22 protein-coding genes and 1 pseudogene are annotated in these 24,573 nt (G+C 48.0%); 9 read left to right on the top strand and 14 right to left on the bottom strand.

All coding sequences use genetic code 11. The annotated features are described in order from the left end of the window. The first annotated feature begins 264 nt into the window (after positions 1–264). On the top strand, positions 265–2,577 hold the full coding sequence (locus MKX40_RS02615) for an AraC family transcriptional regulator (protein ID WP_339239300.1): 2,313 nt from the start codon (positions 265–267) through the stop codon (positions 2,575–2,577). Positions 2,578–2,971: 394 nt separating this feature from the next. Continuing rightward, positions 2,972–4,441, top strand: coding sequence for an extracellular solute-binding protein (locus MKX40_RS02610; protein WP_339239299.1), 1,470 nt, complete (start codon positions 2,972–2,974; stop codon positions 4,439–4,441). A gap of 75 nt (positions 4,442–4,516) precedes the next feature. Here MKX40_RS02610 and MKX40_RS02605 read toward each other — a convergent pair whose 3' ends face one another. From MKX40_RS02605 to MKX40_RS02575, 7 genes are all read right to left on the bottom strand, one after another. Then, a complete protein-coding gene (locus MKX40_RS02605) occupies positions 4,517–4,756 on the bottom strand; it encodes a YezD family protein (RefSeq protein WP_339239298.1) in 240 nt (79 codons plus the stop codon). Between the two features lie 178 nt (positions 4,757–4,934). Further along, positions 4,935–5,810, bottom strand: a complete 876-nt coding sequence (cysW, locus tag MKX40_RS02600; protein ID WP_339239297.1) for a sulfate ABC transporter permease subunit CysW — start codon at positions 5,808–5,810, stop codon at positions 4,935–4,937. A 67-nt stretch (positions 5,811–5,877) separates the two neighbouring features. Next, complete coding sequence (gene cysT / locus MKX40_RS02595; RefSeq protein ID WP_339239296.1) at positions 5,878–6,714, bottom strand: sulfate ABC transporter permease subunit CysT; 837 nt, start codon at positions 6,712–6,714, stop codon at positions 5,878–5,880. A gap of 88 nt (positions 6,715–6,802) precedes the next feature. Beyond that, the gene (locus tag MKX40_RS02590) at positions 6,803–7,882 is read right to left on the bottom strand and encodes a sulfate ABC transporter substrate-binding protein (RefSeq protein WP_339239295.1); all 1,080 of its coding nucleotides are present in this window, start codon (positions 7,880–7,882) and stop codon (positions 6,803–6,805) included. A gap of 432 nt (positions 7,883–8,314) precedes the next feature. Beyond that, positions 8,315–10,192: a rhamnogalacturonan lyase gene (locus MKX40_RS02585; protein ID WP_339239294.1), complete on the bottom strand. Its 1,878-nt coding sequence runs from the start codon at positions 10,190–10,192 to the stop codon at positions 8,315–8,317. Positions 10,193–10,378: 186 nt separating this feature from the next. Next, a complete protein-coding gene (locus MKX40_RS02580) occupies positions 10,379–11,434 on the bottom strand; it encodes a lactonase family protein (protein ID WP_339239293.1) in 1,056 nt (351 codons plus the stop codon). Between the two features lie 20 nt (positions 11,435–11,454). Next, the gene (locus tag MKX40_RS02575) at positions 11,455–11,583 is read right to left on the bottom strand and encodes a hypothetical protein (RefSeq protein WP_339239292.1); all 129 of its coding nucleotides are present in this window, start codon (positions 11,581–11,583) and stop codon (positions 11,455–11,457) included. A gap of 86 nt (positions 11,584–11,669) precedes the next feature. Between MKX40_RS02575 and MKX40_RS02570 the strand changes: the two genes are divergently transcribed. Beyond that, positions 11,670–12,530, top strand: a complete 861-nt coding sequence (locus MKX40_RS02570; RefSeq protein WP_339239291.1) for an AraC family transcriptional regulator — start codon at positions 11,670–11,672, stop codon at positions 12,528–12,530. Between the two features lie 159 nt (positions 12,531–12,689). Then, entirely contained in the window at positions 12,690–13,373 is a 684-nt protein-coding gene (locus tag MKX40_RS02565) for an S-layer homology domain-containing protein (RefSeq protein ID WP_339239290.1), read from the top strand. Between the two features lie 200 nt (positions 13,374–13,573). Here MKX40_RS02565 and MKX40_RS02560 read toward each other — a convergent pair whose 3' ends face one another. Next, positions 13,574–14,200 carry a nitroreductase family protein gene (locus MKX40_RS02560; RefSeq protein ID WP_339239289.1) on the bottom strand — a complete coding sequence of 209 codons (627 nt, stop codon included), beginning with the start codon at positions 14,198–14,200 and terminating at the stop codon, positions 13,574–13,576. 278 nt (positions 14,201–14,478) lie between these two features. Next, a complete protein-coding gene (locus MKX40_RS02555; RefSeq protein ID WP_339239288.1) occupies positions 14,479–14,943 on the bottom strand; it encodes an Rrf2 family transcriptional regulator in 465 nt (154 codons plus the stop codon). Between the two features lie 431 nt (positions 14,944–15,374). Here MKX40_RS02555 and MKX40_RS02550 point away from each other — a divergent pair, with 431 nt between their 5' ends. The 3 genes and pseudogenes from MKX40_RS02550 to MKX40_RS02540 all read left to right on the top strand — a co-directional run bounded on the left by MKX40_RS02550 (position 15,375) and on the right by MKX40_RS02540 (position 16,675). Further along, on the top strand, positions 15,375–16,106 hold the full coding sequence (locus tag MKX40_RS02550) for an MBL fold metallo-hydrolase (protein WP_339239287.1): 732 nt from the start codon (positions 15,375–15,377) through the stop codon (positions 16,104–16,106). Then, positions 16,103–16,231: pseudogene (locus MKX40_RS02545) on the top strand (TetR family transcriptional regulator); the annotation flags it as partial. The gene MKX40_RS02550 and the pseudogene MKX40_RS02545, both read left to right, overlap by 4 nt. A 51-nt stretch (positions 16,232–16,282) precedes the next feature. Further along, positions 16,283–16,675, top strand: a complete 393-nt coding sequence (locus MKX40_RS02540) for a TetR-like C-terminal domain-containing protein (RefSeq protein WP_339242889.1) — start codon at positions 16,283–16,285, stop codon at positions 16,673–16,675. Between the two features lie 811 nt (positions 16,676–17,486). Here MKX40_RS02540 and MKX40_RS02535 read toward each other — a convergent pair. Genes MKX40_RS02535 through MKX40_RS02525 form a run of 3 tightly spaced genes read right to left on the bottom strand, consistent with a single transcriptional unit; the run spans position 17,487 to position 21,248 of the window. After that, a complete protein-coding gene (locus MKX40_RS02535) occupies positions 17,487–18,617 on the bottom strand; it encodes a hypothetical protein (protein WP_339239286.1) in 1,131 nt (376 codons plus the stop codon). A 53-nt stretch (positions 18,618–18,670) separates the two neighbouring features. Further along, entirely contained in the window at positions 18,671–20,113 is a 1,443-nt protein-coding gene (locus MKX40_RS02530; RefSeq protein WP_339239285.1) for a glycosyltransferase, read from the bottom strand. Further along, on the bottom strand, positions 20,094–21,248 hold the full coding sequence (locus MKX40_RS02525; protein WP_339239283.1) for a HEAT repeat domain-containing protein: 1,155 nt from the start codon (positions 21,246–21,248) through the stop codon (positions 20,094–20,096). Before MKX40_RS02525 ends, MKX40_RS02530 begins: the two co-directional genes overlap by 20 nt. 217 nt (positions 21,249–21,465) lie before the next feature. Here MKX40_RS02525 and MKX40_RS02520 point away from each other — a divergent pair, with 217 nt between their 5' ends. Further along, positions 21,466–21,951, top strand: coding sequence for a cytochrome c biogenesis protein CcdC (locus MKX40_RS02520; RefSeq protein ID WP_338590424.1), 486 nt, complete (start codon positions 21,466–21,468; stop codon positions 21,949–21,951). Between the two features lie 120 nt (positions 21,952–22,071). On the opposite strand, the gene MKX40_RS02515 is transcribed toward MKX40_RS02520, so the two are convergent. Continuing rightward, positions 22,072–23,085, bottom strand: a complete 1,014-nt coding sequence (locus MKX40_RS02515) for an NADP-dependent oxidoreductase (RefSeq protein ID WP_339239282.1) — start codon at positions 23,083–23,085, stop codon at positions 22,072–22,074. 174 nt (positions 23,086–23,259) lie between these two features. Further along, positions 23,260–24,006 (bottom strand): type I methionyl aminopeptidase, encoded by a 747-nt coding sequence (gene map, locus MKX40_RS02510; protein WP_339239281.1) that lies wholly within the window; start codon positions 24,004–24,006, stop codon positions 23,260–23,262. 206 nt (positions 24,007–24,212) lie between these two features. Here map and MKX40_RS02505 point away from each other — a divergent pair, with 206 nt between their 5' ends. After that, entirely contained in the window at positions 24,213–24,422 is a 210-nt protein-coding gene (locus tag MKX40_RS02505; RefSeq protein ID WP_017690946.1) for a hypothetical protein, read from the top strand. Positions 24,423–24,573: the final 151 nt, after the last annotated feature.

Below are 24,573 nucleotides of genomic sequence, written 5' to 3'. Positions count from 1 at the left end.
ATGTAGCATTAGGGAGCATTTCGCATCTATAGAACATATTCCGTTTTATATCAAAATCGTACGTTCCGATGATTTCCACCCCCAAAAAACAGAGGAAATACTAGTTTCGTTAATTAAGATATCTTTTTATGTAAACGCTTTATTAAATTGGTGTAAAATATGAGCAAGACGTTTGTTAAATTTCGGTCAACATGATTTCTTGTCCTCGGCCTGCTATATAATGATGAAGTTGTCTAGATATGAGGAATTGAAGGGGGAAAAAGGGTGCGTAAGCCATTTCAGTCTGTGAGATCCAAGATGGTTCTTTCCTACCTCGCTGTCGTTCTTGTCATTGCGCTTCTTTTCGGCTCCATTTTCTATCTCTTCTTCTCCCATCAATACAGCAAAGAGATCCGAATCAATAATCAATTGTCGCTGAAAAGCACGGTTAATACTATTGAGAGCTCCGTAATCCAGAAGGTGAATCAGGTCTACCTGTCCCTGGCACTCGGTAACGCTGCAAATATCAATTTGGATAGCTTAAAAGGAAACCACAGCAAAATTTTGGACATCGAACAGTCCCTCATAAATATGGTGCAAAATTATTCCGATCTCATTGAAGCTATTCATGTGTACGATGCTAAGAACCACTTCGTTGTCTCATCTATATATGGGCTGATGCTCTATGGGGACACGCCTTCAAGTGCGGATCATACGACGGAATGGATTGCTGCGATGAAAGAAACCGAAGAAAGCTCCTTATGGATGCAGACTCGCATGGTTCCTCAGGATGCATATATCGAATCGCGGGGACAGAGCAACATGAGCCCTATCATTTCCTATGTCCACAGTTACCCGTTTCAATCTTCTGGAAAAGACAGCAAGGTCATGATTGCGATTGATATCAAAGAGTCAGCAATCAGTCAGATCATTAAAAATATGCTCCCTGCTGATTATGCGAATACATTAATCATCGATCAGGATGGAACTGTCATCTCTGCCGCAGACAAAACGTTAATAGGCAGTGCTACGGAAGAGAATCTGACTCAGTCACTGCTCTCTCTTCATTCTTCAGATGAGAACTTCGCGCCTGTATTTAACCATGACTCTTCTGTCGTTACGCAAGATCAATTTAAAGGAAATGCATGGCGAATCTATACGACCACGCCTAATGAGAGCTTCTACTATAAGCTGGATAGCTTGAAGGAAATTTCAGTTCTTCTAGGCTTATTGGCTGTAGCGGTTGGGATCGCGATGTCGTCCATCTTCACCAGGGCCAACTATAGTCCACTAAAACAAATCCTGAATAACATCAAGAGCCGGATGGATAGCCCAACCAGCCTCAAGCAGGACGAATACCGGTTCATCGATACAACGTTTAACAGTCTGTCCAATAAAGTTGATAGTCTTGAAGAAACCTTGCAGGCCAATCATAAGATGATTAAGCATAGTATCATGCTGAACATGTTGAATAACCGATTTACACCGGAAGAGCTGACAGAGCAACTGCAATCTGTGCATATTTCAATCGATTACTCCCGCTTCCGCTGCATCGTCATTGACCCCGTCAATGAGAAGTGGAAAAATCTACAGCCACGACAGTTGCAGCATACGTTGTACACGATGATTCAGCAACTTGAGATGGCAGACATGGAAGAAACAAAGCTGCTCGCAGAGGAATTGCAGGATCACAAAATCGGTGTAATCATCTGTACCAATCAATCCGAGGAACCTATCTCTGATCACATTATTAACTTTATTCACACGGAGGCAAGAAGCAGATTTGGCCTTGAATTTGTACTTTCGTTAGGCGGCTGGGTAGAACACTTCACGAAGATTCACACAAGCTATCATCAGGCGAATGCCTTGATTCGATACGCCTACTTCTTTCCCGATCAGTCTGCCATTCAGGATCTTGATCTGCTGAACAGGGAAGCCAGCGGTCTGGAGATCCCGGAATCATATCTCATTAACTTCGAGAAAAAATTGCAGACTCGGGATATGCAAGGTTCGGTCCAGGCCATTCAGGAATTGGTAGCGATAATAAAGGAAGGCCCCTATTCAGCCGAATACAGTCGTATCATCTTATTAAAAACGGTATCTATATACGCTGAATGTATTCAACAGATGCGCCTGCAACCTGCCGAGGCGAGTTCATTGAATTTGTACAAGCAATTTTCATTGTTCTACAATATCAATCGCTATTCGGAATGGATGATCCATCTCGTGACTGAATTTGTGATGCACATGGAGAAACGAAGCGAGGTACGGAGTGTGGATACCATATCGGCGGTCAAAGCCTATATTCACGAGCACTTGTCGGGCGATCTCACGCTGGATCATGTCTCAGAGCAAGTATTCATCAGCCCTAAATATCTCAGTAAACTCTTCAAAGAAGAAACCGGGATTGTCTATTCCGAGTATGTTACGAATCAGCGAATGGAACGCGCCCGGGAACTCATGACACAACGTGAAATTACGGTTGAGCAGGTCGCAAGTACGGTCGGTTACCGCACTCCTGCCTATTTCATTAAGAAGTTCAAAGAAATTCACGGCTGTACGCCGAAAAATTTCATGCGCAGTCTAATGGAGCAGTAATCTATATAGGTTGAATTTAACATTTACACAAAAACGGAGAGGACAGAAAGAACCTGAAGAAGCGAAGCGTTCGCCTTTATTCCCGGATTTCACCCCTTTAGAAGAGGGATCAAAAGAAATCTGGGAATAACAGCGATCGGAAGGTTGTTCTGTCATCGGAGTGTCCGTGTAGATATTATTTGATTGAACCTATATAGAATTTAAAATTAGGAAAGGAGCTGCTATGAACCTCAACCTTTCAAAAAAGCTATGTCTATATTCCACAATACTTCTCCTTCTCATATTAACTAGTGGTTGTACCTTTCTAAACAGGGAAACAGCACAAGTACAGCAGCAGGAAAATCTAGCAAGCGCTGAGAAGAATACAGTACCACAGTATACGATATCCTGGACCATGCATCAGAATATCCCTGTTCCTGAGGACGCGGAGATGATTGCCTATATTGAGGATCGGTTTGATATCGATCTGGAGGTGTGGAACCTTGAGAACAAGCGGTACGAGGAACTGCTGGACCTGGAGCTGGCTCAGGGAAAAATACCGGATCTGTTCCGAATCAGGCAACCACATGATCTGCTTAAGTATCAAATGCAAGGCGTGTTAGCGGAGATTCCCCCTGAAGCACTTGAACAATATGCGCCCAATATTGTACAGCGAATTCGTGATTATGACTCACGTTATTTGGAGTACGGAAAAATAAATGGCAGCATCTATGGAATTCCAGTCATCAATCAGACCAACATCTATCGGACTCCTGTCGTATACCGGGAGGACTGGCTTAAAAGGCTGGGTCTGGACGTTCCGAAAACATTAGATGAATTCGAAGCGGTCATGTACGCTTTTGCCAAAGATGATCCGGACGGTAATGGCAAACAGGATACGTATGGGCTATCCAGAGAGGGCTTAAATGTCGTGTTTGGCGCCTTTGGACAATCTGTTTTTACCGAGCAGCTTTATTTTAATGAAAAAAACAACCAACTCGTGATCGGCGCTTTGGAGCCTGAGATGAAACAAGCCTTGGAGTATATGCAGAAATGGTATCGGGATGGGATTATTGATCCGGAGTTTATCACGGGAGAGAATAAAGGTGGCTATAAACATCTGTCCCACACTTTTATTAATGGCAAAATCGGGATGACCTCGATGGGAAATTACTATCATTGGAATCAAGCGGGAGATTACAGTGTCCTCAATGAAAATGGTGAGGAAATCCCAGTCGAGCCTTCGTTCAACGTCAGTGAGCTACTCCAGAAGAATGCAGCCGCCAAGATTGTATTCGGTTCTCCGGTTATAGGTCCTGATGGACATAGCGGTTCCAAAGGGAATAATCTGCTCATGAATTTTATTGCTATAGGTGCTGAGGCTGCAAACGAGCCGGGAAAACTGGAGAAAATCTTGGAGATACTTGATTATGTAAGTGCCAACCCCGATCCGATCGAACAGATCAAAATGGAGTATGGCCTTCCAGGAAAGCACTGGGATTGGAGTGCTGCAGATTCAAAATCGTTCCACTTGCTTCGTCCATACAGCCAAATGGAGAATTACACGAATATGATCGGCTCAAGTATTGGCATGATGGTTCCAGGTGCAGCCTCGGACAAACGTGAACAATGGGCTGCATCTGCAGGGTTGACGGAGAATGGTATCTATAATCGCCTGGAGGTTGCAACCCCTGCCCTGATTCAATATTCATCGGAGTTGATTCGTATGAGAGACAGAGCATATATCTCCATCATTACCGGCGATCAGCCTGTGGGGTATTTCGATACTTTTGTGGAAGAATTTAAGGATGCAGGTGGGCAACAGGTGCTGCTTGAAGCGAATCATTGGTATAAGGCGCGTAAGGAAACAAGTCGCACGCAATAGGTAGGACGTACTGGAAGCGTCACATCAAGAATCCACTACACTACCATCTTTGCTTCCCTAACGCAACGTCACTCTTTATCCCTTCGCACTCGCATTCGATCCGCGGAGTGGACGGGCTGAATTGCTTCGTGCCGTGCTTCCAGTTTTGGAGGCGCTGCCTGAGGGCGTGTTCTCAAAACGCTTGCGTTCGGTCCGCTCCATCTGCACAATCTGACCTTCATGCACCACGATATGCAATGAACCAAACTCCATGTCATTCAGTTGTCCGGCAATTCGGTCCAACCATACCTCATCCACTTTTAACGGCTTAGCCATAGAGCCGCCTCCTCTTCTCGGGCTACTGCCCGCCATATTCCTAAGTCCACTGTTACGCAACTGATTTATAAATCATTCTTATCCAACCTATATACTTGGTTTATACATTAGCAGGGCTTCCAGTAGCTGTCAATCTGTATTTTCTTCTTCTCATAATATGAAATTGATCCGCTTTGTATCACTTTTCCGAAACCGCTTTGTGTCCAAGCCAGCTCTTGAGTAACAACGTGGCGAGAGCCAGAATCAGGAGCAGTGACGCTACGGCAAACGAAGCTGAGAATTGATATTCGTTATACAAAATCTCCACATGCAGCGGCAGCGTATTGGTCTCTCCGCGGATATGTCCGGACACCACAGATACCGCTCCGAACTCGCCCATGGCACGGGCATTACACAGAATAATACCGTACAGCAGCCCCCATTTGATGTTGGGCAAGGTTACACTCCAGAAGATTCGCCACCCGGAAGCACCCAGCGTAACCGCTGCTTCCTCTTCCCGGGTTCCCTGGTCCTCCATGAGTGGAATTAACTCCCTCGCTACAAAGGGAAACGTAATAAACAGCGTTGCAATGACGATGCCTGGCAGCGCAAAAATGATTTTGATATCATGTTCGGACAGCCACGGCCCAAACCACCCATTCGAACCAAAGACCAATACAAAGATCAAGCCGCCCACCACAGGTGAGATCGAAAAGGGAAGATCAATCAGGGTGATCATAAGTCCCTTGCCTTTGAACTGGAACTTGGTAATGACCCATGCAGCGGCCACACCAAATATCGTATTCAGCGGCACCGTAATCGCTGCAACCAATAACGTGAGTTTCAGTGCAGACATGGCATCCGGCTCGGTAAGAGCTGCAATGTATACACCCCAACCCTGTTTCAGGGCCTCCATGAGCACGATCACCAGCGGCAGAATAAGCAGCCACAATAACACCAGACTTGCAAGTCCGATCAATAACCATTTGACCCATGGAGCTTCCGTTGTTGCACGGTTCGTTCCACGGCCAGTCTTAACGGGTGGAACAGGACTCAGTGGAACGGAACCCGCCATATGCTGCACCTCCTTTGGTATGGGTAAGTGACGTCTTTAAATATCCTTATTCTATCATGCTCCATCGTCATGCCTTGCCCGCCTTCCGACTCCAACGTTGCAAGGAATTAATGATCAACAACAGGATGAAAGAAACCAGAAGCAGCAGCAAAGCTACCGCTGTAGCGCCTGCATAATCGAACTGCTCCAGCTTGGCCATGATCAGCAAGGGCGCAATCTCTGTTTTCATTGGCATATTACCTGAAATAAATACAACGGAGCCGTATTCACCAATGCCCCGGGCAAAGGCCAGAGCAAACCCCGTTAACAACGGGGGGATCAGATCCGGCAGCAGAATCGTACGGAATATCCGCCATCTTCCTGCGCCCAGTGTGGCAGCCGCTTCTTCCACCTCCGCCTCCAGCTCCTCCAATACCGGTTGCACCGTACGAACCACGAACGGAATGCCAATAAACATCAGCGCCAGCGTAATCCCAGCCTGGGAGTATGCGAGCTTAATACCCAAAGGCTCTACAAACTGTCCAATCCAGCCATTGCCGGCATAGATCGCCGTGAGGGCTACCCCCGCTACCGCCGTTGGCAAGGCAAAAGGCAGATCAATAACCGCATCGAATAGCCGTTTGCCCGGGAATTCATACCGAACAAGCACCCATGCCAGGAGTAGCCCCAGCACGAGATCGATCAGGGCCGCTGCACCTGCGGTCAGAAAGCTGACCTGGAAGGAAGCCAGCACCCTGGGATTGGTCGCAACCTCAATCATGGTTGCCCATGTCAGCCCTGTTGAGTTAAACAACAGCGCTGCCAGTGGAATAAGTACAACCAGGCTCAGGTAGAGCACACTGTAACCCATCGTTAATCCGAATCCCGGCAATGTGCGTCTCCTCGCCAACATCACCTTGCTCATGTACGTTCATCCTCTCTGCCTTCAGCCGGTAAGGCTGGTTGGCCGCTTACAGCGCGATTGATCGGGTCTTCTAATGAACAGAGCAATCTTAGCTACCTGGAACATAGATCTGGTCGAAGATACCACCATCATTGAAATGTTTGGCCTGAGTATCCCGCCATGTACCGAATACATCTTTCAATGTGAACAGTTCAAGCGCCGGGAACTGATCTTTGAATTTTTCCTCCACGCTGTCCAGCGTTGGGCGGTAATAATTTTCAGCGGCAATCGTCTGTCCTTCTTCACTGTACAAATATTTCAGGTAGGCATCCGCCACGTCGCGGCTTCCTTTTTTGTCTGCATTTTTGTCCACAATCGCAACCGGGGGTTCTGCTAAGATACTAACCGAAGGCACGACAATATCGAATTTGTCCGGACCCAGCTCTTTTACCGATAGGAAAGCTTCATTCTCCCAGGCAAGCAGCACATCCCCAATGCCACGTTCAACAAACGTTGTCGTAGATCCGCGAGCACCCGAATCCAGCACAGGCGCATGTTTGAACAATTCACCAACGAATTCCTTCGCTTTCTCTTCATCATTGTTATTGTGCTTAAGGGCATACCCCCATGCCGCCAGATAATTCCAGCGTGCCCCGCCGGACGTTTTGGGATTCGGGGTGATGACTTGGGTATCCCCTTTGATCAGATCATCCCAGTCCTTGATGCCTTTGGGATTGCCTTTACGTACAAGGAATACAATCGTAGAGGTATACGGAGAGCTGTTATGCTCGTATTTGTCCTGCCAGCCTTCGTTAATCAGACCTTTATCTTCAATCGCATCAATATCGTATCCCAATGCCAGTGTCACCACGTCTGCATCCAGTCCGTCGATAACCGAACGACTCTGTTTGCCCGATCCCCCGTGGGATTGCTTGATCGTCACTTCCTGGCCCTTCTCTTTCAACCAATGCGCCGCAAACGCTTTGTTATATTGCTCATAGAGTTCCCGTGTTGGATCGTAGGAAACATTCAGCAGTTCGATAGGCTTAGTCCCTTCCTTGCCACCTTTCGCTCCCCCCGATGTTCCTGCTGCACTGGACCCGCTGCTATCCGACCCACATGCTGCCAGTACCCCTGTTAACACCAGTGCCAGACCAACCAGAATACCCTTGTGAATTCTCTTTTTCATCAAAAACACTCCCCCGATATCAATCTGCATGACTACCCCAGGCCGGCTGAACAGGATCGAACGCCCCGTAAAAAACAAGAAGACGGAGGAACCCCCGCGCACTTCTCCCCATAAAGTCATGCCGGCCCTGGGCCGTGTATGCTTTCATCCGGAAAGGATGCGCTGCGGTGTTCCTCCGTCTATACGGTGAGAACGTTATTCTGTTCAGGTTGCATGTTTTATTATTCCTACCTGTTTAGTAAGTTATATACGTATAATAAAGGCAGTCTATATACCTGTCAAACGTTTTTTCCGATTTTTACCGGATTTCTGCGCCATTGGCAAAAAAAGAGGAACAACGAACCATCGGCCGTTGTTCCCTTCAGCGAATCCCATGCTTCGCTGTTTACGATAAACATGTGCGGAGTTGGTCAGCCACACCTTGTCCATTCCTCATCTGCCCGCATACCGGATATTCGGTACCGGTGGTGGGTTCATGCCTTCGCCCAGATAAAAGCCGGTGTGCGGCGGCTGATTGTAGGCTACATTTTGCCAAGCGACGCCAAGACGGTACACCGGATCATGCATCAGCGTATAGATGCGTTTGTCGGTAACTGCTGTTGTGGTATAGATCCGCAGCGCTGAGCTGTCATTGGTCCGCCACACGACTTCCTCTCTCCAGTCCCCGAAGAGATCGGCCTGCAGATTCGGCGTAGACTTGGTTCCGTTGTTGGAAGAAACGCCGGATGCGGTGAGCAGGTTCATCGTTGTGCTGTTGGTATAATTCCACTTGTCGATTCGGTTGCTGTCCAACAGTTCACGGAGCAGGTCGCCATCCCACCAGATCCCAAAATTCGTGGAGGAAGGCAGGGTTGTCCCGAGTTTCTGCCCTTTGGCTGTGTACAGGCTGCCGTCTGCCCACACTTCGGCACCTTTATATCTTGGATCAATATCTGCTGCCATGCCGCGTCCAATATCCTTCGTTGTTTTGACTCCCCAGATTAATTGGCCTGTACCCGCATCACGGAATTCCACTCCGGCATTGGACGGTGTCTCATGGACCTGAAACACCTCAAGTCCAGGGCGGTCAGGGTCCAAGTCACTCAGATGCATGGCATCGCCATGATGAAGCCCTGTCGTATATAAGCCTTTGCCGTTATCATCCACCGCCATGGCGCCATAGACAATCTCGTCTTTCCCATCTCCATCTACGTCCGCCACACTCAGATTGTGATTGCCCTGTCCGGCATAACCCGAATTGCCCGAGGTATTGGAATCAAATGTCCACTGTTTGGTCAGCTGTCCATTCCGCCAGTTATACGCCACCAGTACTGTGCGGGTGTAGTATCCACGGGCCATGACCAGGCTTGGGCGCTCCCCATCCAGATAAGCAATGGCAGCAAGGAACCGGTCCACCCGGTTGCCATAGTTGTCTCCCCAGTCGGATACATTGCCACGCGCCGGTTCGTAATTCACCGTGGAGAGCGCTTTGCCAGTCTGCCCATTGAAAACCGTCAGGAATTCGGGGCCAGATAATACATAACCGCTGGAATTGCGGTAATCCTTGCTGGCATCCCCGATGATCACGCCAGTGCCATCCCTGGTGCCATCGGCTGTTTTCATCGCAACTTCGGCTTTGCCATCACCGTCGAGATCGTACACCATGAACTGGGTGTAATGAGCGCCGGCACGGATATTTTTGCCCAAACCAATTCGCCAGAGGCGTGTTCCGTTTAATTTGTAGGCATCGATAAACACTTCTCCGGTATAACCGCTCTGAGAGTTATCCTTGGAGTTGGAGGGGTCCCACTTCACGATCAATTCATACTCACCATCACCATCCAGATCACCTGCACTAGCATCGTTAGCACTGTAAGTGTAGGCTACTCCATCAGGTGTTGTCCCACCAGCGGGTACACTCAGCGGTACAGATAGATAGTTGTTGCCCCATACGCTTGCTGCCGCTGAAGTAGCCTGCTCCGTTCCACTGACTACTGCGCGAACTGTGTATTTGGAACTGCTTGTCCCGCTTGCATCCTGAAGGTTCGTGCTGTTCGTTATGGGTGTAGCATTCACCTTGGTTCCGTCCCGATAGACGTTAAACGATACATTCGAACCTTCCGTACCCAGAAGCCGCCAACTGACAAAAACACCTGTCCCCGTCTTCACAGCCACCACACCGCGATCGAGATATTCCATCTGTCTTGCACCCGCTGCATGTGTTACTGGCGTGTTGCCAAGGCCTAGCGAAGTGACCAGTAACACGGAACTCAGCAGGGATACTCCGGCTGTACGTAATGTGCGCTTCCACAACAATGATCCTTTTCCCATAAACAATTGCCTCCCCAATTGTAGTGGTAAGCCCGCTGCCCTTGTAGCGCCATTTTTTGTGTAAGCGCTTTAATATATTTATTTTAAATTAAACATATAATTCCATCTATAGGTCTAATTTAGTAATTAAATGGATGGCATATAAAAAAGCCGAAGGATTTCTCCTTCGACTTATATAATTACAACTTATACCACAGGCGCAACACATACCGGACGAGGCAGTTCCAGCTTGAACCCGTTATGCGTCAGTCGTCCGTCTTCTTCGCTGATCTGGAAACCTACAAGGTTATTGCTATCCTGATTCGCCACGACCAGAATTCCACCTGGCAAAATATTGAAGTTACGCGGTGTCTGCCCAATGGTGGACGTCCACTCTACGGCTTCCAGCTCACCGCTCTCCTGATCAATATGATAGAGCACTATGCTGTCATCTCCCCGATTGGATGCATACAGGAAACGTCCACATGGAGATACACGGATGTCCGCAGCGGTACCCTCGCCTTTATGCCCTTCTGGAAGTGTGGATATGTGCTGCACCGTAGTGAATTCCCCTCTGCGCTCATCGTATAGGAATGCCGTAACCGTGTTGTTTAATTCATTGATGACATATGCCCACTTCGAGTTGGGATGGAACACAAGATGCCTTGGCCCTGCGCCTGGTGGCTGATCCATCTCACGATGGGTTACCAGACGTCCTTCTTCCAACCGATACACAATGATCTGATCCAGACCGAGGTCACATACGACAGCATACTGTCCGGACGGATCTGGCTGAATGGAGTGTGCATGCGGCCCTTCCTGGCGATCTTCGTTGATTCCACTTCCCGTGTGCTCCACCCATGCACTCATCTCACCAAGCGTCCCCTGATCACCTACCGGAAATACATTGACACTGCCGCTGCTATAGTTGGATGAGAACACCCACTGACCATCCTTCGAGACAGACACATAACATGGAGAAGCTCCACGGGTCTGCTTTCGATCCATCAGGTGCAGTTCACTCGTTGCCGCATCTCTGCGATACACCAACACCTCTCCCTCGTCCGTCTCACTCGCCACATACAGACAGTTGCCATCCGGGCATAGCGCCAGATAAGACGGATTATTCACACCATCCATGTGATTGACGATTCGCATCTCTCCTGTATCCGCATTCAACGCACATAGAAATATTCCTGGTTCTTCCGCTGACGCATACGTACCTGTATAGAAAAGTGTTTCCTGAGTTGTGACTGGTTCCATATCTCAATCTCTCCCTTATCCTATATATTCTCTGGTCTCATTCTTCCCACTATGATGTACTTACCCAATTCACGGGCAACTGCTTCACTTCCTGTAACGTGGCTTTCCATATTCAGAATAACTCCGCTCAGCGCTCTCATATCTGTCATTGACTCCCTTACCCTCGCTCACCATAATACAAAGTATGAGACCTAACAACAGACCACCCCTACAGCGTAAATCTGACGGATTTCGTATGCAAAAACTCATGGTGCTTCCAGACTCGCTGCTGCAAGAAACCGCAGCTTATCCGGCCACGTCCGGATTATACGTTACCGATATCGGTTACTTTCACGAAGCGGAACATCATTACCGTGACCGTCCCGATGGTTGTGAATCACACATTCTGATGTACTGTGCCCAAGGCACAGGTTGGTATACGATGGAGGGCAGCAAGACATATGATGTCCGCCCGGGAAACCTTGTCGTATTGCCTGCACATATTCCTCATGTGTATGGTGCCAACGTAGCTGAACCATGGAGTATCTTCTGGATTCATCTGCGCGGGGAACACGCTTTAACCTACATAGAACCATTGCTAACCCATCATATTACTACGATGCCACCGACCAAGGCCCAAAAATGGCTCGAGCTGTTCCATGAATGTTACGGCGCGCTAGAGACGGGTTACTCCATGCAGACGATGACATATGCCTCCCAGATTATCGGTTATATGCTTGGTATGCTTGCTTATGGACCGGAGACGACAGGAACAGATGGTGGGATTGTGAGCAGCAAACGTGCGGCAGAACAATCCGTTCAATACATGCTGGAGCACCTGGAGAACGGAATCACCCTCAAGGAACTGGCGGCACATGCCCGGCTGTCTGTCCCTCATTACTCACAGTTGTTCAAGCAAGCGACCGGGCATTCACCCATCGATTATTTCCTGAGGCTCAAGATCCAGCATTCCTGCCGCTATCTGGATTTTACCGATTGGACTGTGAAGCAGATCAGTTCCGAGCTTGGATTCAAGGACCCTTACTACTTCTCCCGTCTGTTCAGCAAAATGATGGGACGTTCACCCACGGATTATCGAAATAAATCCAAAGGATAGGTGCCGTATGCTTCACAAGTGCTTTCAACTAAAATCTTTCGGAATGGTTATCTACTCCATTGGAAAATTTCAGCAACCTTTTGAACAGTAGGGTCGTCTATAGGGGCAAATAACTTTTATATAAAGGGATCATCCCTGGAAAAGTGAGGCGAACCTATTATGAAAAAAAATATACTGGCTACATTAACTGCGGGAGCTCTGCTCACGCTGTCTCTAAGTGCAGGCCCGATCAACGCTGCGCAGGCCCAATTCACGGATATTCAAGGTATCACAGGAGCAGACAAAATCGAATCTCTCCATCAGGATGGATTCATCAAAGGTGTGAGCGACAGCTTGTTCAAACCTGAACTGGAGTTAAATAACGCCCAGGGCATTCAACTGATTGCGGACGGACTGAATCTGAATCTGGATACGATTCGGTTTATCAAAATGCCGGTACCCAGTGACTACTTCTCTGCTGTAAAAGATGGCGTGTGGTATAGTGATGCATTTATCCGCGCCCAATATAATGGCATTCAGATGTCACAGGATATCGATCCGTCCAAACCACTCACTCGTGAACAATTCACCCTGTTCCTGATGCAAGGCATCGAGGCCAAAGGCGGTCTGCCGATGATTAATATCAAACCTGTGGACATTACCGATGAAAAGGAACTTACCCCTGCGTATCAAGGCGCCATTCAGCGTTCACTCGTTCTCAAAATTAATGAACTGGATGCCGACGGCAACTTCAAACCGAAACAAACAATTACTCGTGCCGAAGCAGCAGTGATGATGTATAACGCAATTGAATACATGGAATCTTTCCATGCACCGCAAATCCCGGAAATACCTGAAAAGTAATCATTTCTTGGTGGAAACCACGAATTCACTTGAGTAGTGAACTCATCCGCACGATTGAGCTCCGGTGAGTGGGCATCCCACAACCTCAATATGCCAAACAGCCGCACCTTCCCTCAGCAGGAAAGCGCGGCTGTTTGTATTATACCTATATCACTGATGCGATCATCAGATTGTAGCTTTATAACTTAGAAAGTTCTAACTTAGAAAGAACCTTTAACAACAACCTCAGACAACGGTAAACGTCCTGACGGGCGAGCTGGCTGCGCTGCTTTACCTACAGTGATCAGCAACGTTGGCACAAACCGTGCAGGAATGTTGAAGGTTTCAATCAGTTTTTGTGGATTATATCCACCGATTGGACAAGTATCGTAACCCAGGGAGCGTGCAGCAAGCATGATATTTTGGGAAGCAAAGGATGCATTACGGATCGCTTCATCGCGAGCGATTTGCGGGCTTTGGTAAGCACCGTTGATCTGTCCAACCAATGCGTCACGAACCTCAGCAGTCAGTGCGCCTGCTTCAACAGCTTGATCGTAGATTACGGTGTTACGGTTCGCTTCCAAATCTCCGAGAACAGCAATGGTAACTGAGCTTTCCACGATTTGACTTTGACCGTAAGCAACTGGCAGCAATTTCGCTTTGTCTGCTTCGGATTCAATGACGAGGAATCTCCAGTGTTGCAGGTTCCATGAAGATGGTGCTTCCGCAGCTGCTGTCAAAATCGCATTGAGATCAGCTTCAGGCAATACAAACCCTTTTTCGTACTTTTTGACAGCATGGCGTTCGCTAATGACGCGAAGTGTTTCATTTTTTTCAATGCCTGACATGTGTTCCACTCCCCAGAATCTATTTTTTGTGTTTTTCTTCTACTTTCGCAAAGGATCTTGAAGTCTACTCTACCGAGTATTGCCTTCCGAAAATAACATCAGCGCAGACGCTCTCTCCTCATCTGTGTTCACGTTATGCCCGGAATCGCTTTAAAACCATCGATGGATCTTTCACCGGAGCATAAGCCCATACCATAACCAGTCGACCATATGAACCTTACCACCATGCCTGACTAAACCAAAGCCATATCTCGAAAGACCTTTGATTATGGAATCTGTCAGGACTTCTCTTTTACAGACAATCCGTCTAGTGATAAGTCACATGCATCGCCACGACCTATACGTTCTTTTACGTCCTGAATAGATATACGGTCAAAATAAGCGCTTAGCGCCTCTTCGCCCCCGTTATATATGTTCCCCATCACATCCTGCATATTGGAAGATACCACGCACGATGAACCGGACTCTCCTGAACACCAGCTTGGACCGAGTGAACCGCCGGCTACCAGTCTGTACAATTCGCCAAGCTTAATCTCTTCACTTGCACGGCTAAGCAAGTACCCACCATGAGCACCTTCCTTGGTCGTCAGGTAACCATGCTTGCGCAGAACACTTAGTACCTTACGGACTCTGGCCGGGTGTGTACCCACACTCTGGGACAAATCTTCACTATTGGCCATACACTCATCTCTCATCGACAGAAAAACAAGACAATGCACCGCTATGGTAAATTCGCTGTTCATTACTTACTCCCTTCCCGGCTTACAACACCGATGAACTTCACCCAAGGTAAGTATAACTGTCATTATATGAATAACAGTTATGTTTGTCAACTTTCACCCAGGATGGGGATCACATATGATTTTTCCTGTTATACCAATACTTACAGCTCATCCACACCATTAAGCTAGGATCAAGTTCTCATCTGCGTTTTAATCCAAAAAGAACAAAAAAAGTGAGCCTTTCGCTAGGCGAAGGGCTCCAATAAGATAGACATATGAAAGGGCTTACGTGATTATTATAATCGGTAATCTTCATTTTGAAAACGCTTTTTTTGTAAAGTGACTCATTATTTAAAAAAATATTTTTTAGAACAAAGTAAACTCTGGCTATTGCCAAAACTAATGTCATTAGTTATTATACTAATATCATTAGTTTTAAGGAGGATTCCTCGATGCGCATTACCCGAGAATTTGATGTCGTTCAGATTACGTTTTTTCCGAGACTCTTCCCTGTGAACGTATACCTGGTTGAAGAGGAAGATGGATTAACCCTGATTGATGCCGGAATACCATTCAGTCTTAAGGGCATCTTGGCAACTGCCCAGTCCCTTGGTAAGCCCATTACCAGGATCATTCTGACTCATGCTCATAGCGATCATATTGGTGCATTGGATCTTCTCAAAGAAGCACTACCCCAAGCCGAGGTCTACATCTCCAGACGGGATGTTCGGCTATTGGAGGGAGATACTTCCCTTCTTCCCGGTGAGTCTCAAACCCCGGTACGCGGCGGCGTGCCCAAGCCCAAAGCAGTACGCACCCAGCCAGACCACTTGCTGGATGATGGTGACCAGATTGGTTCGCTGGCTGCCATTGCCTCACCAGGACATACGCCGGGGCATATGTCCTTCATGGATACGCGCAGCCGTGTGCTTATTGCTGGCGACGCGTACCAGCTGCAAGGCGGCCTTGCCGTATCCGGCCGCATGCGCCCGCTCTTCCCGTTCCCCGCGCTGGCGACGTGGAACCGCGAAGCGGCTCTGGCCAGCGCGAAGCGCCTGGCGGAGCTGGAACCGTCCGTACTGGCTGTAGGCCACGGACGGATGCTGCGCCAGCCCGCGGCCGCCATGCGCGCGGCAACCGCTGATGCTCAGCAACGGTTCGGTCTTGCCGGGGGGCAATTATGAGCCCCCGGCAAGGGCTGGATCGCGGCGCTCTGCTCAGCGCCGCCGCCCAGCTTGCTGACAGCGACGGCTTTCAGGCGCTGACACTGGCCGCACTCGCCCAGCGTCTGGATGTGCGCTCGCCATCGCTCTACAACCACATCAGCGGACTTCCCGGGCTTCGCCAGGAAATGGCGCTGATGTCCGTACAACAGCTCAGCCGAGCATTAACCACGGCTACGGCTGACCGCACAGGCGACGATGCCATCCAGGCCATCGCTGCGGCATACATTGGCTTCGTTCGCGAGCACCCTGGGCTCTACGAAGCCTCATTTCATGCTCCGGACCGCGAGGAGCCACAGCTCGCTGCGGCCAGCACAGCCACACTGGAGCTGTTGCTGCACAGCTTGCAGCCCTACCCGCTAACCGAAGCAGAAGCCTTGCACGCTGTTCGTGGTTTGCGGAGCCTCTGCCATGGATTTGCCTCCATTGAGGCACAAGGTGGCTTCGGCATGAATTTTGATCCAGACGAAAGTCTGCGTCTGACCGTATCCGCCTTCCTGCATGGACTCCGGCATCTTCATCAGGACTAACAAGGCAAGCATTTCATCATGAAAAAGGACTGCAGATCCGCTGCAGTCCTTTTTGCATTGCCGTGTACGGGCCACCCCATGAATTCGACAATCATAATGTTTTAGTTACGCCAATTACGCTAAGTACTTTCAACACAGGAACATCCACTTTGAACTCGACTTTCATCGCATTGCGTTATTTACCATTTCTGTTAATACCGAAGAAAAAGAGCGTTTCGGTTGCGAGATATTTTGATTGGTTCCTCTGACTAGTCCTGTAACTGAAATCTAACGAACCGAGGACACTCTATAACGACGATTAGAGTAATTAACAAAAACTAACGAACTCCACACGTCTTATTTCGCAGAAAACTCGCAGTTGAACAGTAAAAATGAGCATATTCCGTCATTTAACGTGTCTGTGATTCGTTACATCTGCCAATGTACCCCATTGGGCCGAATAAGATGTGCTGGGTTCGTTAGGTCGTGCTACGTACGGGTACTTCTGATCATAATGCACACAGTAGTACCACTGTTTTAATACCATTCCTGCTATAGCTCACGCCGCCCGCAGTGGGATGATTCTTTTTACCAAGCCCGCAACAAGTTTCATTACTGAGTCATGGCAATGAGCGGCTGAAATAAATGTAAGTTTCCCAGTCCCATTTCACTTCGCAAACTGACCCTTGCTTAATCCGCCTTGGCACTCAACTACACTTTTACGCCTTACATCTACGCACCTTCTCTAATATGTACATCTCCCGTTCCTCAGTCGGGTAGAACGGCCTTTCGCCGTCTGTTCCCCATCCGAACGTTTTTCTTTACAACCATCCTATGGCCATTGCTGCCGTCCATCCTGCACTTCCTCTAAAATATGCTTCATCACGGGCACATACACCTTCCAGTAGAACATGTCAGGAATATCTTTCTGATCTGGCGTAAGTTTGGACCGGACGACCTCCCATCCCCGAATTCGGCGCCAGAAGGAATAATGCTTCATCTCTCCGAATGACCCTGCCATGTAATACGATCGATTATAGTCGTCGTAGCGCACAAGTGCAGCAAATTCCGCAGGTATTCCTGCACTCGCCAACTTCTGCTGGCCTGTCTCCGTCAGATCAGTCTTATACCAAGCCAATATGGAATCCTGTTGTTGCGGCAAAATGATATCAAACCAGCCACTATATTGAATGTCCTGGCTTATGCCACTCCAATCTCTGCCTTCCTGTGTAAATGCAACCTGTACATCTCCTGTCTTTACGTCCGTGCCTTTCTCCAGCACGATGACCTGCCCATCTGCACCAACTAGCAGAATACCGGCTCCGGAATAAGGCCATTTTTTCTTCTCTCGCTGCTCATAACTCGCCTGAACCCACTGAGGGACTTCTTCCATGCTTTGCAGATTAGATACCGATTTCCCTTGCCATCCACTGCTGTTCACCCCCAAGATGGGATACAGCTGCTCTCTCGTCATCTTCGAAGCCGTATTCGCCATTGCACTGTATTCGGCAACAATCGTTACCCCTTTATACGCAGCCTCGCGAATCTTCTGCGTATCATATATCGTTAGTCCTTCATAGATTCCGTCTTGTTTTCGTCCCTTCTTCTGTGCAGACAGACTACTCCGGTTCGCCGTCAGATAGATCAGATCCGTATCAGTGACCTCATCTGGCAGCAGTTGCTTCATCCGGGGAAGCCCGTTCTGAATATCATAGCCGTAATAATCCTCTTCGTATGAGTAGTATTCCCCTGTGTGCTGTACAATCTTCTGCTGATTCAGAAGCCAGACTAATCCCTTATGCCCCTGATAGGACGAGTCTGGTCTGCTTTTGTCAATAATCATGATGTTCAGCGGGACAGGGGCCTGAGATTGCCACATAATCCAGGGGACAACCAGCACCACCGATACCACTGTAAAACAAGCCAGCGTCCACATCGTGGCTGGCCTGTAACTTTTTTTCATGAAGCATCTTCCTCCTTGCTTTGTTCCAAGGTATGGCCCAAGTTACCGTTAGATTACCCCAATCCATTCCTGATCTCCTTCTCCTCTGCCTTCCTCAATCCCATAGCATGCAAGATGCCAATCATACTAAATATATTGTTCAGCGGTCTGAACCAGAACGTCTCCGAACAAGCGTATACTAGCAGACGCGTCACCTCTCTGGACGTGTACGCTTTGCGTGAACACCATATTTCGAACATGACCATACCTGCGGAAAACAGTGAACCGTAGAGCATCAGCAGTAGAGCAATAATGATGCACAGGTTGATATCTACCAACTGAAGTCCTATGCCTGAGATGAACAGCAATAACGCTCCCAGTTCCATCACAGGTCCCAGCAATTCGATCAGAATAAAATACGGGATGGATACCATCCCCATCCAGCCGAAGGCTGGATTAAAAATCATGCTCCGCTGGGCCCATAGACTGCTCGCAAGCTGCATATACCAGCGGGTTCGCTGTCTGCGCAGCTGACGCCATGTACCCGGTACTTCTACCCTGCAGATCGGATCGGGAATGTATATAATACGACCCCGTTCCCGAATTCGCTTCATATGTTTTTGCAACCGCATCACAAGTTCCATGTGACCGGCCTGATCACCGCGCCTATAACCACCGACTTCCATCACCCGGTTCTTTTTGAATACACCGAATACTTGAGCCGTAAATAAAAGCACATTAATATTGTAACGAACGAGTCCCACACCGCCAATTAAAAAAGCACGCACGTATTCAATGCTTTGCATCACATACAACGTACTGCCCGTCGGTGTTGTGCTATTATCCGTCAATTCCGCATGAGCCGTATTTCTAGGAACCATAAGATCTACTCGTCCACTACAAGCAACGACCTCTTCTCCTGGTAGAGCATCCATAACGGGTTTCATAATCTTCACCAGTGCATCCCGTTCCAGAAATGTCCGGGGTCCAACAGAGGCGATATAAGGATATTGCGAGATATTCAGACCTGCATTTAAGGAGTCCATTCGTCCTCCATACGCCTTGTCGATCACAATCAGACGATGATGCAGCCTGGATTGGTAGACACCTTTAATCTGAGCCGTCTCCTGACCGAGTCCCGAGTAATGAACTTTACTCCGAATGGGCATCAGATCATAGGTTTCCATTAACCGCGGCATTGTTCCATCCTCTGATCCGTCATTAATGATAATAACTTCATAGCGTGCATATTGAATCTCCAATAGACCGTTAATTCGCTGCACGATCGTATTCTCGCTATTACGCGTCGGAACAAGCAGAGATACCGCCGGAGCCAATTCTTCGTCCAACATCTCATGATATTGCAGCGGGTCCAGATCCCTTCTCAGGATCATTGTGCGAGCGGCAGCAACTACCAGAACACTGCACATCACAATCGCTAGCACCAGATAGACAAATATCCCCTCGTAACATGCCAAAACAAAACTCCGCAGCATCTCAATCCATCTTTCGTCCATACTGCATCCTTTCCAGCGTTTCTTCCGCTATCTGCCTTGCATATCTATCCGGATGGTTTACAGCTGTATCCCGGAGTTCTTCAAGTCCCCGGTCGTAACGGGCGAGGGAATTCGCCGCCTCCTGTCTGATCTGAAAAGAAGGATCACCCATCATCACCTTCAGGCGAGGAATAAAAGCATCCGCATGAATATCGCCCATAAGCCGGGTCACTGTTAGTCTTTCAGAACGTTGTCTTTCCTCGCCAGCTTCGTTCCATACCAGCAATAGACCCTTCAGCATATCTTCACGGCATCTGCCCACTTGAGCCAATGCCTGATAAGCATGGGTACGCAGCAGTGCATCCTCTTCAAGAATGAGCTTCTCCAGCAAAATAAAAGCACTCTCCGTCTGGTCATCCCGAATACGAATGGCATGGACGATATTGGACTGGACCTGATAAGGTACATTCTTGAAATGATCCTTCAGACGAGTCCAGGACGAATCGGTAAGCAGCAGCAGAATCTGCAGAACCTGCGAATTGGACCATACACATTGCTCACGCATCAATTCCTTCACAATTCGGAAATAACCGGTTCTGGCATATATGCGCAAAATGATGAAGCGTTCAAGCGGTGTGCAGGAGGTAACACGGAGCATATCCTCTAACCTCGGCAGAAGCTCCACCATATGAAACTGTTCAATATATAACAACGTGTTGACCCGTTCACTCCACTTTCCCGTCTTCAGAACGGACCGGTATGAACTTCCGAAGACTTGCCAGGATAATAGACGAATTCGCAGAATCTCCTGCTCTACCGGACCTTGAATGAGCCTTTCCAATAACAACTGCTGCAAAACGATCTGTTGATCTCCAGTCATATTCAATACATCTACACCGATTTCTCCGTTGTTCAGATATTGCTGTAGATATGAACCTTCTGCAAGTAATTCCTGCCTCAGTGTTGTCTTAACTTTTTCCCTGCGTTTGCTGTTATACTTCAACCATAAAATATAACTATAGATAACCAGCAAAAGAATCAGTACACTTGCACATATGAGGCTAACCACATGTACCAGCCAATCTGTATTACCTGCAAGCCATCCCGTATGATGTGAACCGATGAGCTTAGTATACATCCATTGTTGTCCAATCATTGTATGATTTCCCCTTAATCGAATAAACGGCCTTACAACGGGCACAATAATACAAAATTTTCAAATAAACCCTGTGAATACATATCGGGTATATGATACACTAAGCTTTCTATCGGCTATATGCGTTTGTGATATAATAGGAACTGAAAATTCCGGCAATTCGTACTGGGTTCCGGATCTACGGATAATATATCATTCCAGAAAGAGGGAGTTCTACGTGGCTCAAATCAGTCCGTACTACCTGCAAATTGGAGCAACCGTGGGCATGCTCGTCATGGCACTGCTTGCCATCTTCATCCGCATGAAAGCCAGTCACAGACCGGTGACCATTCGCAAAATCCTTATTCCCCCGCTCGGCATGAGCACAGGATTTCTTATGTTTGTTGTACCGGAGACACATATTCCTTTACTCTGGGCATTCATTGCATTTCTGGTGGGCTGGTTCCTTTTCTCCTATCCCCTCATTCGCAGTACACGGTTTGAACGAGTAGGTGAAGAGATTTTCGCCACGCGCTCCCGCAGCTTTGCTTTCATTCTGCTTGGATTGCTGGCCGTACGCTTAATTCTGCATGAAGTCATTCAGCGATATGTAAGCATTCCGCAAACAGGCGGACTATTCTTCCTATTGGCCTTCGGCATGATTGTACGCTGGCGTGTATATATGTACAAACACTACAAAGAAGTGCTGGTTGCCGAACACTAGTCATCATAAGCAGCCCACACACAGATCTACAGAAAAAAGACACGTTCTGATACACCATCGGTGTGCAGAACGTGTCTTTTCGTTTTCATCTACTTATTAAATTGTAAAACCATGCGATATCTATTCTGGATCTGCAACCTTAACCAGCTGCTTGCCCAGATTATCTCCAGAGAATAGGCCCATGAATGCTTCCGGCGTCTGTTCAAACCCGTCCACAATGTTTTCTTCATACTGGAGATGACCTTCCTTGATCCATTTCGCCAACTTGGCGCGGCCTTCCTTGAAGGATTTGGTGTAGTCACCCAACAGGAACCCTTTCATTAATGCTGTATTGGTTAAGAGCAACGTCTGTGGACGCATCCCGATATCCGGTTTCTCCAGATTATAAGACGAGATCTGACCGCATAACGGAATACGTGCATTCCGATTAATGTGGCGCAAGACTGCATCCGAGATGTCGCCGCCCACATTGTCGAAGTAGACGTCCACGCCATCCGGGCAAGCCCGTTCAATGGCCGCTGACATATCCGGCTCTTTCTTGTAGTTCAATACCACGTCGAAGCCCAGTTTTTCTTTCAAATAGACGCATTTCTCATCAGAGCCTGCAATACCGACTACGCGTGCTCCTACGATTTTACCAATCTGACCTGCGATCATGCCTACCGCTCCGGCTGCTCCCGATACAACAACCGTTTCGCCGTCCTTCGGCTTGCCGATGTCTTCCATGCCAAAATAAGCTGTCAGACCCGTCAGGCCCAGTGCGCCCAGGTATGCCGTGATTGGTGCCTCTTCGGTATCAATCAGCGACAGATCCGTTGTATTCACTGCGGCGTATTGTTGCCAGCCCCACATGCCGGATACGAGATCTCCTTTGCGCAGATTAGGTTCCGAAGATTCCACAACCTGCCCAATGGCTCCACCCTTAATCACTTCATTCAACGCGTACGGTGCAGCATAGGATTTTGTATCTTTCATGCGGCCCCGCATGTACGGATCGACCGACAAATATAATGTACGTACCAGGACTTGCCCAGCTTCCGGTTCAGGAAGAGGTGCATCAATAAATTTGAAATTTTCTCTGGATGGGGCACCTTCGGGACGAGACGCAAGTACGATCTGTTTATTTACAGACACCAAAATTACCTCCTTGTTGCCAAGTGGACGCAAGGTTAACCCTTGTCAGCTGAGATCCCTCACCACTGGCTCTGTGTTATCACTTCTTATTAGTTTAAACCGAAACAGGCGGATCACAAACGTGGGCCGCCTTGAAATATGCAAATATCGTCACATTGTAGCTGCTTTTAGCTATTATTGTGCTGTCAAAATCACAGGACCGTCTGCTGTGATCGCAATCGTATGTTCATACTGGGCAGACAGACTTCCATCCATAGTACGTGCAGTCCATCCATCCGAATCCAGCTTGCTGCGATACGTACCAATGTTCAACATCGGTTCAATCGTAATAACCATACCTTCCTTCAGGCGCGGACCCCGATGTGGCGGACCATAGTGAGGGACTTGTGGTTCCTCATGCATCTTCTCACCAATGCCGTGACCAATAAACTCGCGTACAACCGACAGACCTTCACCCTCTGCATAGACTTGAATCGCATGGGAGATATCGCCGATCCGGTTACCCACCACGGCCAATTCAATACCTTTGTACAGTGACTTTTTGGTTACATCCAGCAGATGTTGCGCTTCTGGGGTCACTTCTCCTACAGCATAAGACCAGGCCGAATCGGCGAGCCAGCCATTCAGATTAACCACCATGTCGATTGTGACGATATCGCCGTCTTTCAGTGCATATTTTCCCGGAAACCCGTGACAGATCACATCATTAACCGACGCACATGTCGCATATTGGTATCCGTTATATCCCTTTTGTTCCGGCGTAGCGCCATTTTTCTTCATAAAAGCCTCTGCAAACTGGTCGATCTCCTGTGTCGTAATGCCCGGACGAATCATCTTTGCAATTTCTCTATGGCACGCGGCGAGAATTTCTCCGGCTTTTTTCATATATTCAATCTGCTCTTTGGTCTTCAACGTAATCATAACAACTACTCCTGTCCGTTAAAATCTTATCCTGTCCTCTATTGTAACGCTAAACGCGCAAAATAAAAAATGTCGTGCAACAGCAACATCCTATTATACGCCAAGCTCCTGTCCAATGAATACAATTATCCATGAAAAACTCGAAACCCCTTCGGATCTGGCCACGTATATGGTTAAAACAGTTGAAGTCGAAAGGGTGAAAGCTCATGTTCAAAAAAATCATCGGCAAACTTATCGATTCCAAATCTTCATCTCACCGCAAACGTTACAGTTCTTCGGACAGACGCTCATATAAACGTCACAGCAGTTCCTCCGGCAAGCGTTCCTACAAGCGCTATTCTTCTTCGGATGTGAAATATAGGGACAGCCGCAGTGGCTCCGGGTATTACAAAAGCAGAAAATACAGCTCCAGCTAAGCGGCCTTTACTCCTGCTACTAAAAAGTAATCATCAGCCTGCTCAGTGGACAGGTCCATATATCAATGATGTAACAAAAATAAAGGGGTGTTCGCTAGCCATACACACGGCTAACAGAACACCCCTTTATTGTTTCTTTATATGTATGTAT

The organism is Paenibacillus sp. FSL R5-0517 (assembly GCF_037974355.1).
Classification (GTDB): Bacteria; Bacillota; Bacilli; order Paenibacillales; family Paenibacillaceae; genus Paenibacillus.
This window is presented reverse-complemented; position numbering and strand designations above follow the sequence as displayed.

What these genes read in the sequence shown, in the direction of transcription:
- cysW (WP_339239297.1), bottom strand. Translation starts at nt 5,810, where the DNA reads ATGGCGGGTTCCGTTCCACTGAGTCCTGTTCCACCCGTTAAGACTGGC.
- MKX40_RS02610 (WP_339239299.1), top strand. Translation starts at nt 2,972, where the DNA reads ATGCATCAGAATATCCCTGTTCCTGAGGACGCGGAGATGATTGCCTAT.
- MKX40_RS02550 (WP_339239287.1), top strand. Translation starts at nt 15,375, where the DNA reads ATGCGCATTACCCGAGAATTTGATGTCGTTCAGATTACGTTTTTTCCG.
- MKX40_RS02540 (WP_339242889.1), top strand. Translation starts at nt 16,283, where the DNA reads ATGTCCGTACAACAGCTCAGCCGAGCATTAACCACGGCTACGGCTGAC.
- MKX40_RS02535 (WP_339239286.1), bottom strand. Translation starts at nt 18,617, where the DNA reads ATGAAAAAAAGTTACAGGCCAGCCACGATGTGGACGCTGGCTTGTTTT.
- MKX40_RS02580 (WP_339239293.1), bottom strand. Translation starts at nt 11,434, where the DNA reads ATGGAACCAGTCACAACTCAGGAAACACTTTTCTATACAGGTACGTAT.
- MKX40_RS02570 (WP_339239291.1), top strand. Translation starts at nt 11,670, where the DNA reads ATGCAAAAACTCATGGTGCTTCCAGACTCGCTGCTGCAAGAAACCGCA.
- MKX40_RS02565 (WP_339239290.1), top strand. Translation starts at nt 12,690, where the DNA reads ATGAAAAAAAATATACTGGCTACATTAACTGCGGGAGCTCTGCTCACG.
- MKX40_RS02605 (WP_339239298.1), bottom strand. Translation starts at nt 4,756, where the DNA reads ATGGCTAAGCCGTTAAAAGTGGATGAGGTATGGTTGGACCGAATTGCC.
- MKX40_RS02530 (WP_339239285.1), bottom strand. Translation starts at nt 20,113, where the DNA reads ATGGACGAAAGATGGATTGAGATGCTGCGGAGTTTTGTTTTGGCATGT.
- cysT (WP_339239296.1), bottom strand. Translation starts at nt 6,714, where the DNA reads ATGAGCAAGGTGATGTTGGCGAGGAGACGCACATTGCCGGGATTCGGA.
- MKX40_RS02575 (WP_339239292.1), bottom strand. Translation starts at nt 11,583, where the DNA reads ATGACAGATATGAGAGCGCTGAGCGGAGTTATTCTGAATATGGAAAGC.
- MKX40_RS02560 (WP_339239289.1), bottom strand. Translation starts at nt 14,200, where the DNA reads ATGTCAGGCATTGAAAAAAATGAAACACTTCGCGTCATTAGCGAACGC.
- MKX40_RS02505 (WP_017690946.1), top strand. Translation starts at nt 24,213, where the DNA reads ATGTTCAAAAAAATCATCGGCAAACTTATCGATTCCAAATCTTCATCT.
- MKX40_RS02525 (WP_339239283.1), bottom strand. Translation starts at nt 21,248, where the DNA reads ATGATTGGACAACAATGGATGTATACTAAGCTCATCGGTTCACATCAT.
- MKX40_RS02590 (WP_339239295.1), bottom strand. Translation starts at nt 7,882, where the DNA reads ATGAAAAAGAGAATTCACAAGGGTATTCTGGTTGGTCTGGCACTGGTG.
- MKX40_RS02555 (WP_339239288.1), bottom strand. Translation starts at nt 14,943, where the DNA reads ATGAACAGCGAATTTACCATAGCGGTGCATTGTCTTGTTTTTCTGTCG.
- MKX40_RS02585 (WP_339239294.1), bottom strand. Translation starts at nt 10,192, where the DNA reads ATGGGAAAAGGATCATTGTTGTGGAAGCGCACATTACGTACAGCCGGA.
- map (WP_339239281.1), bottom strand. Translation starts at nt 24,006, where the DNA reads ATGATTACGTTGAAGACCAAAGAGCAGATTGAATATATGAAAAAAGCC.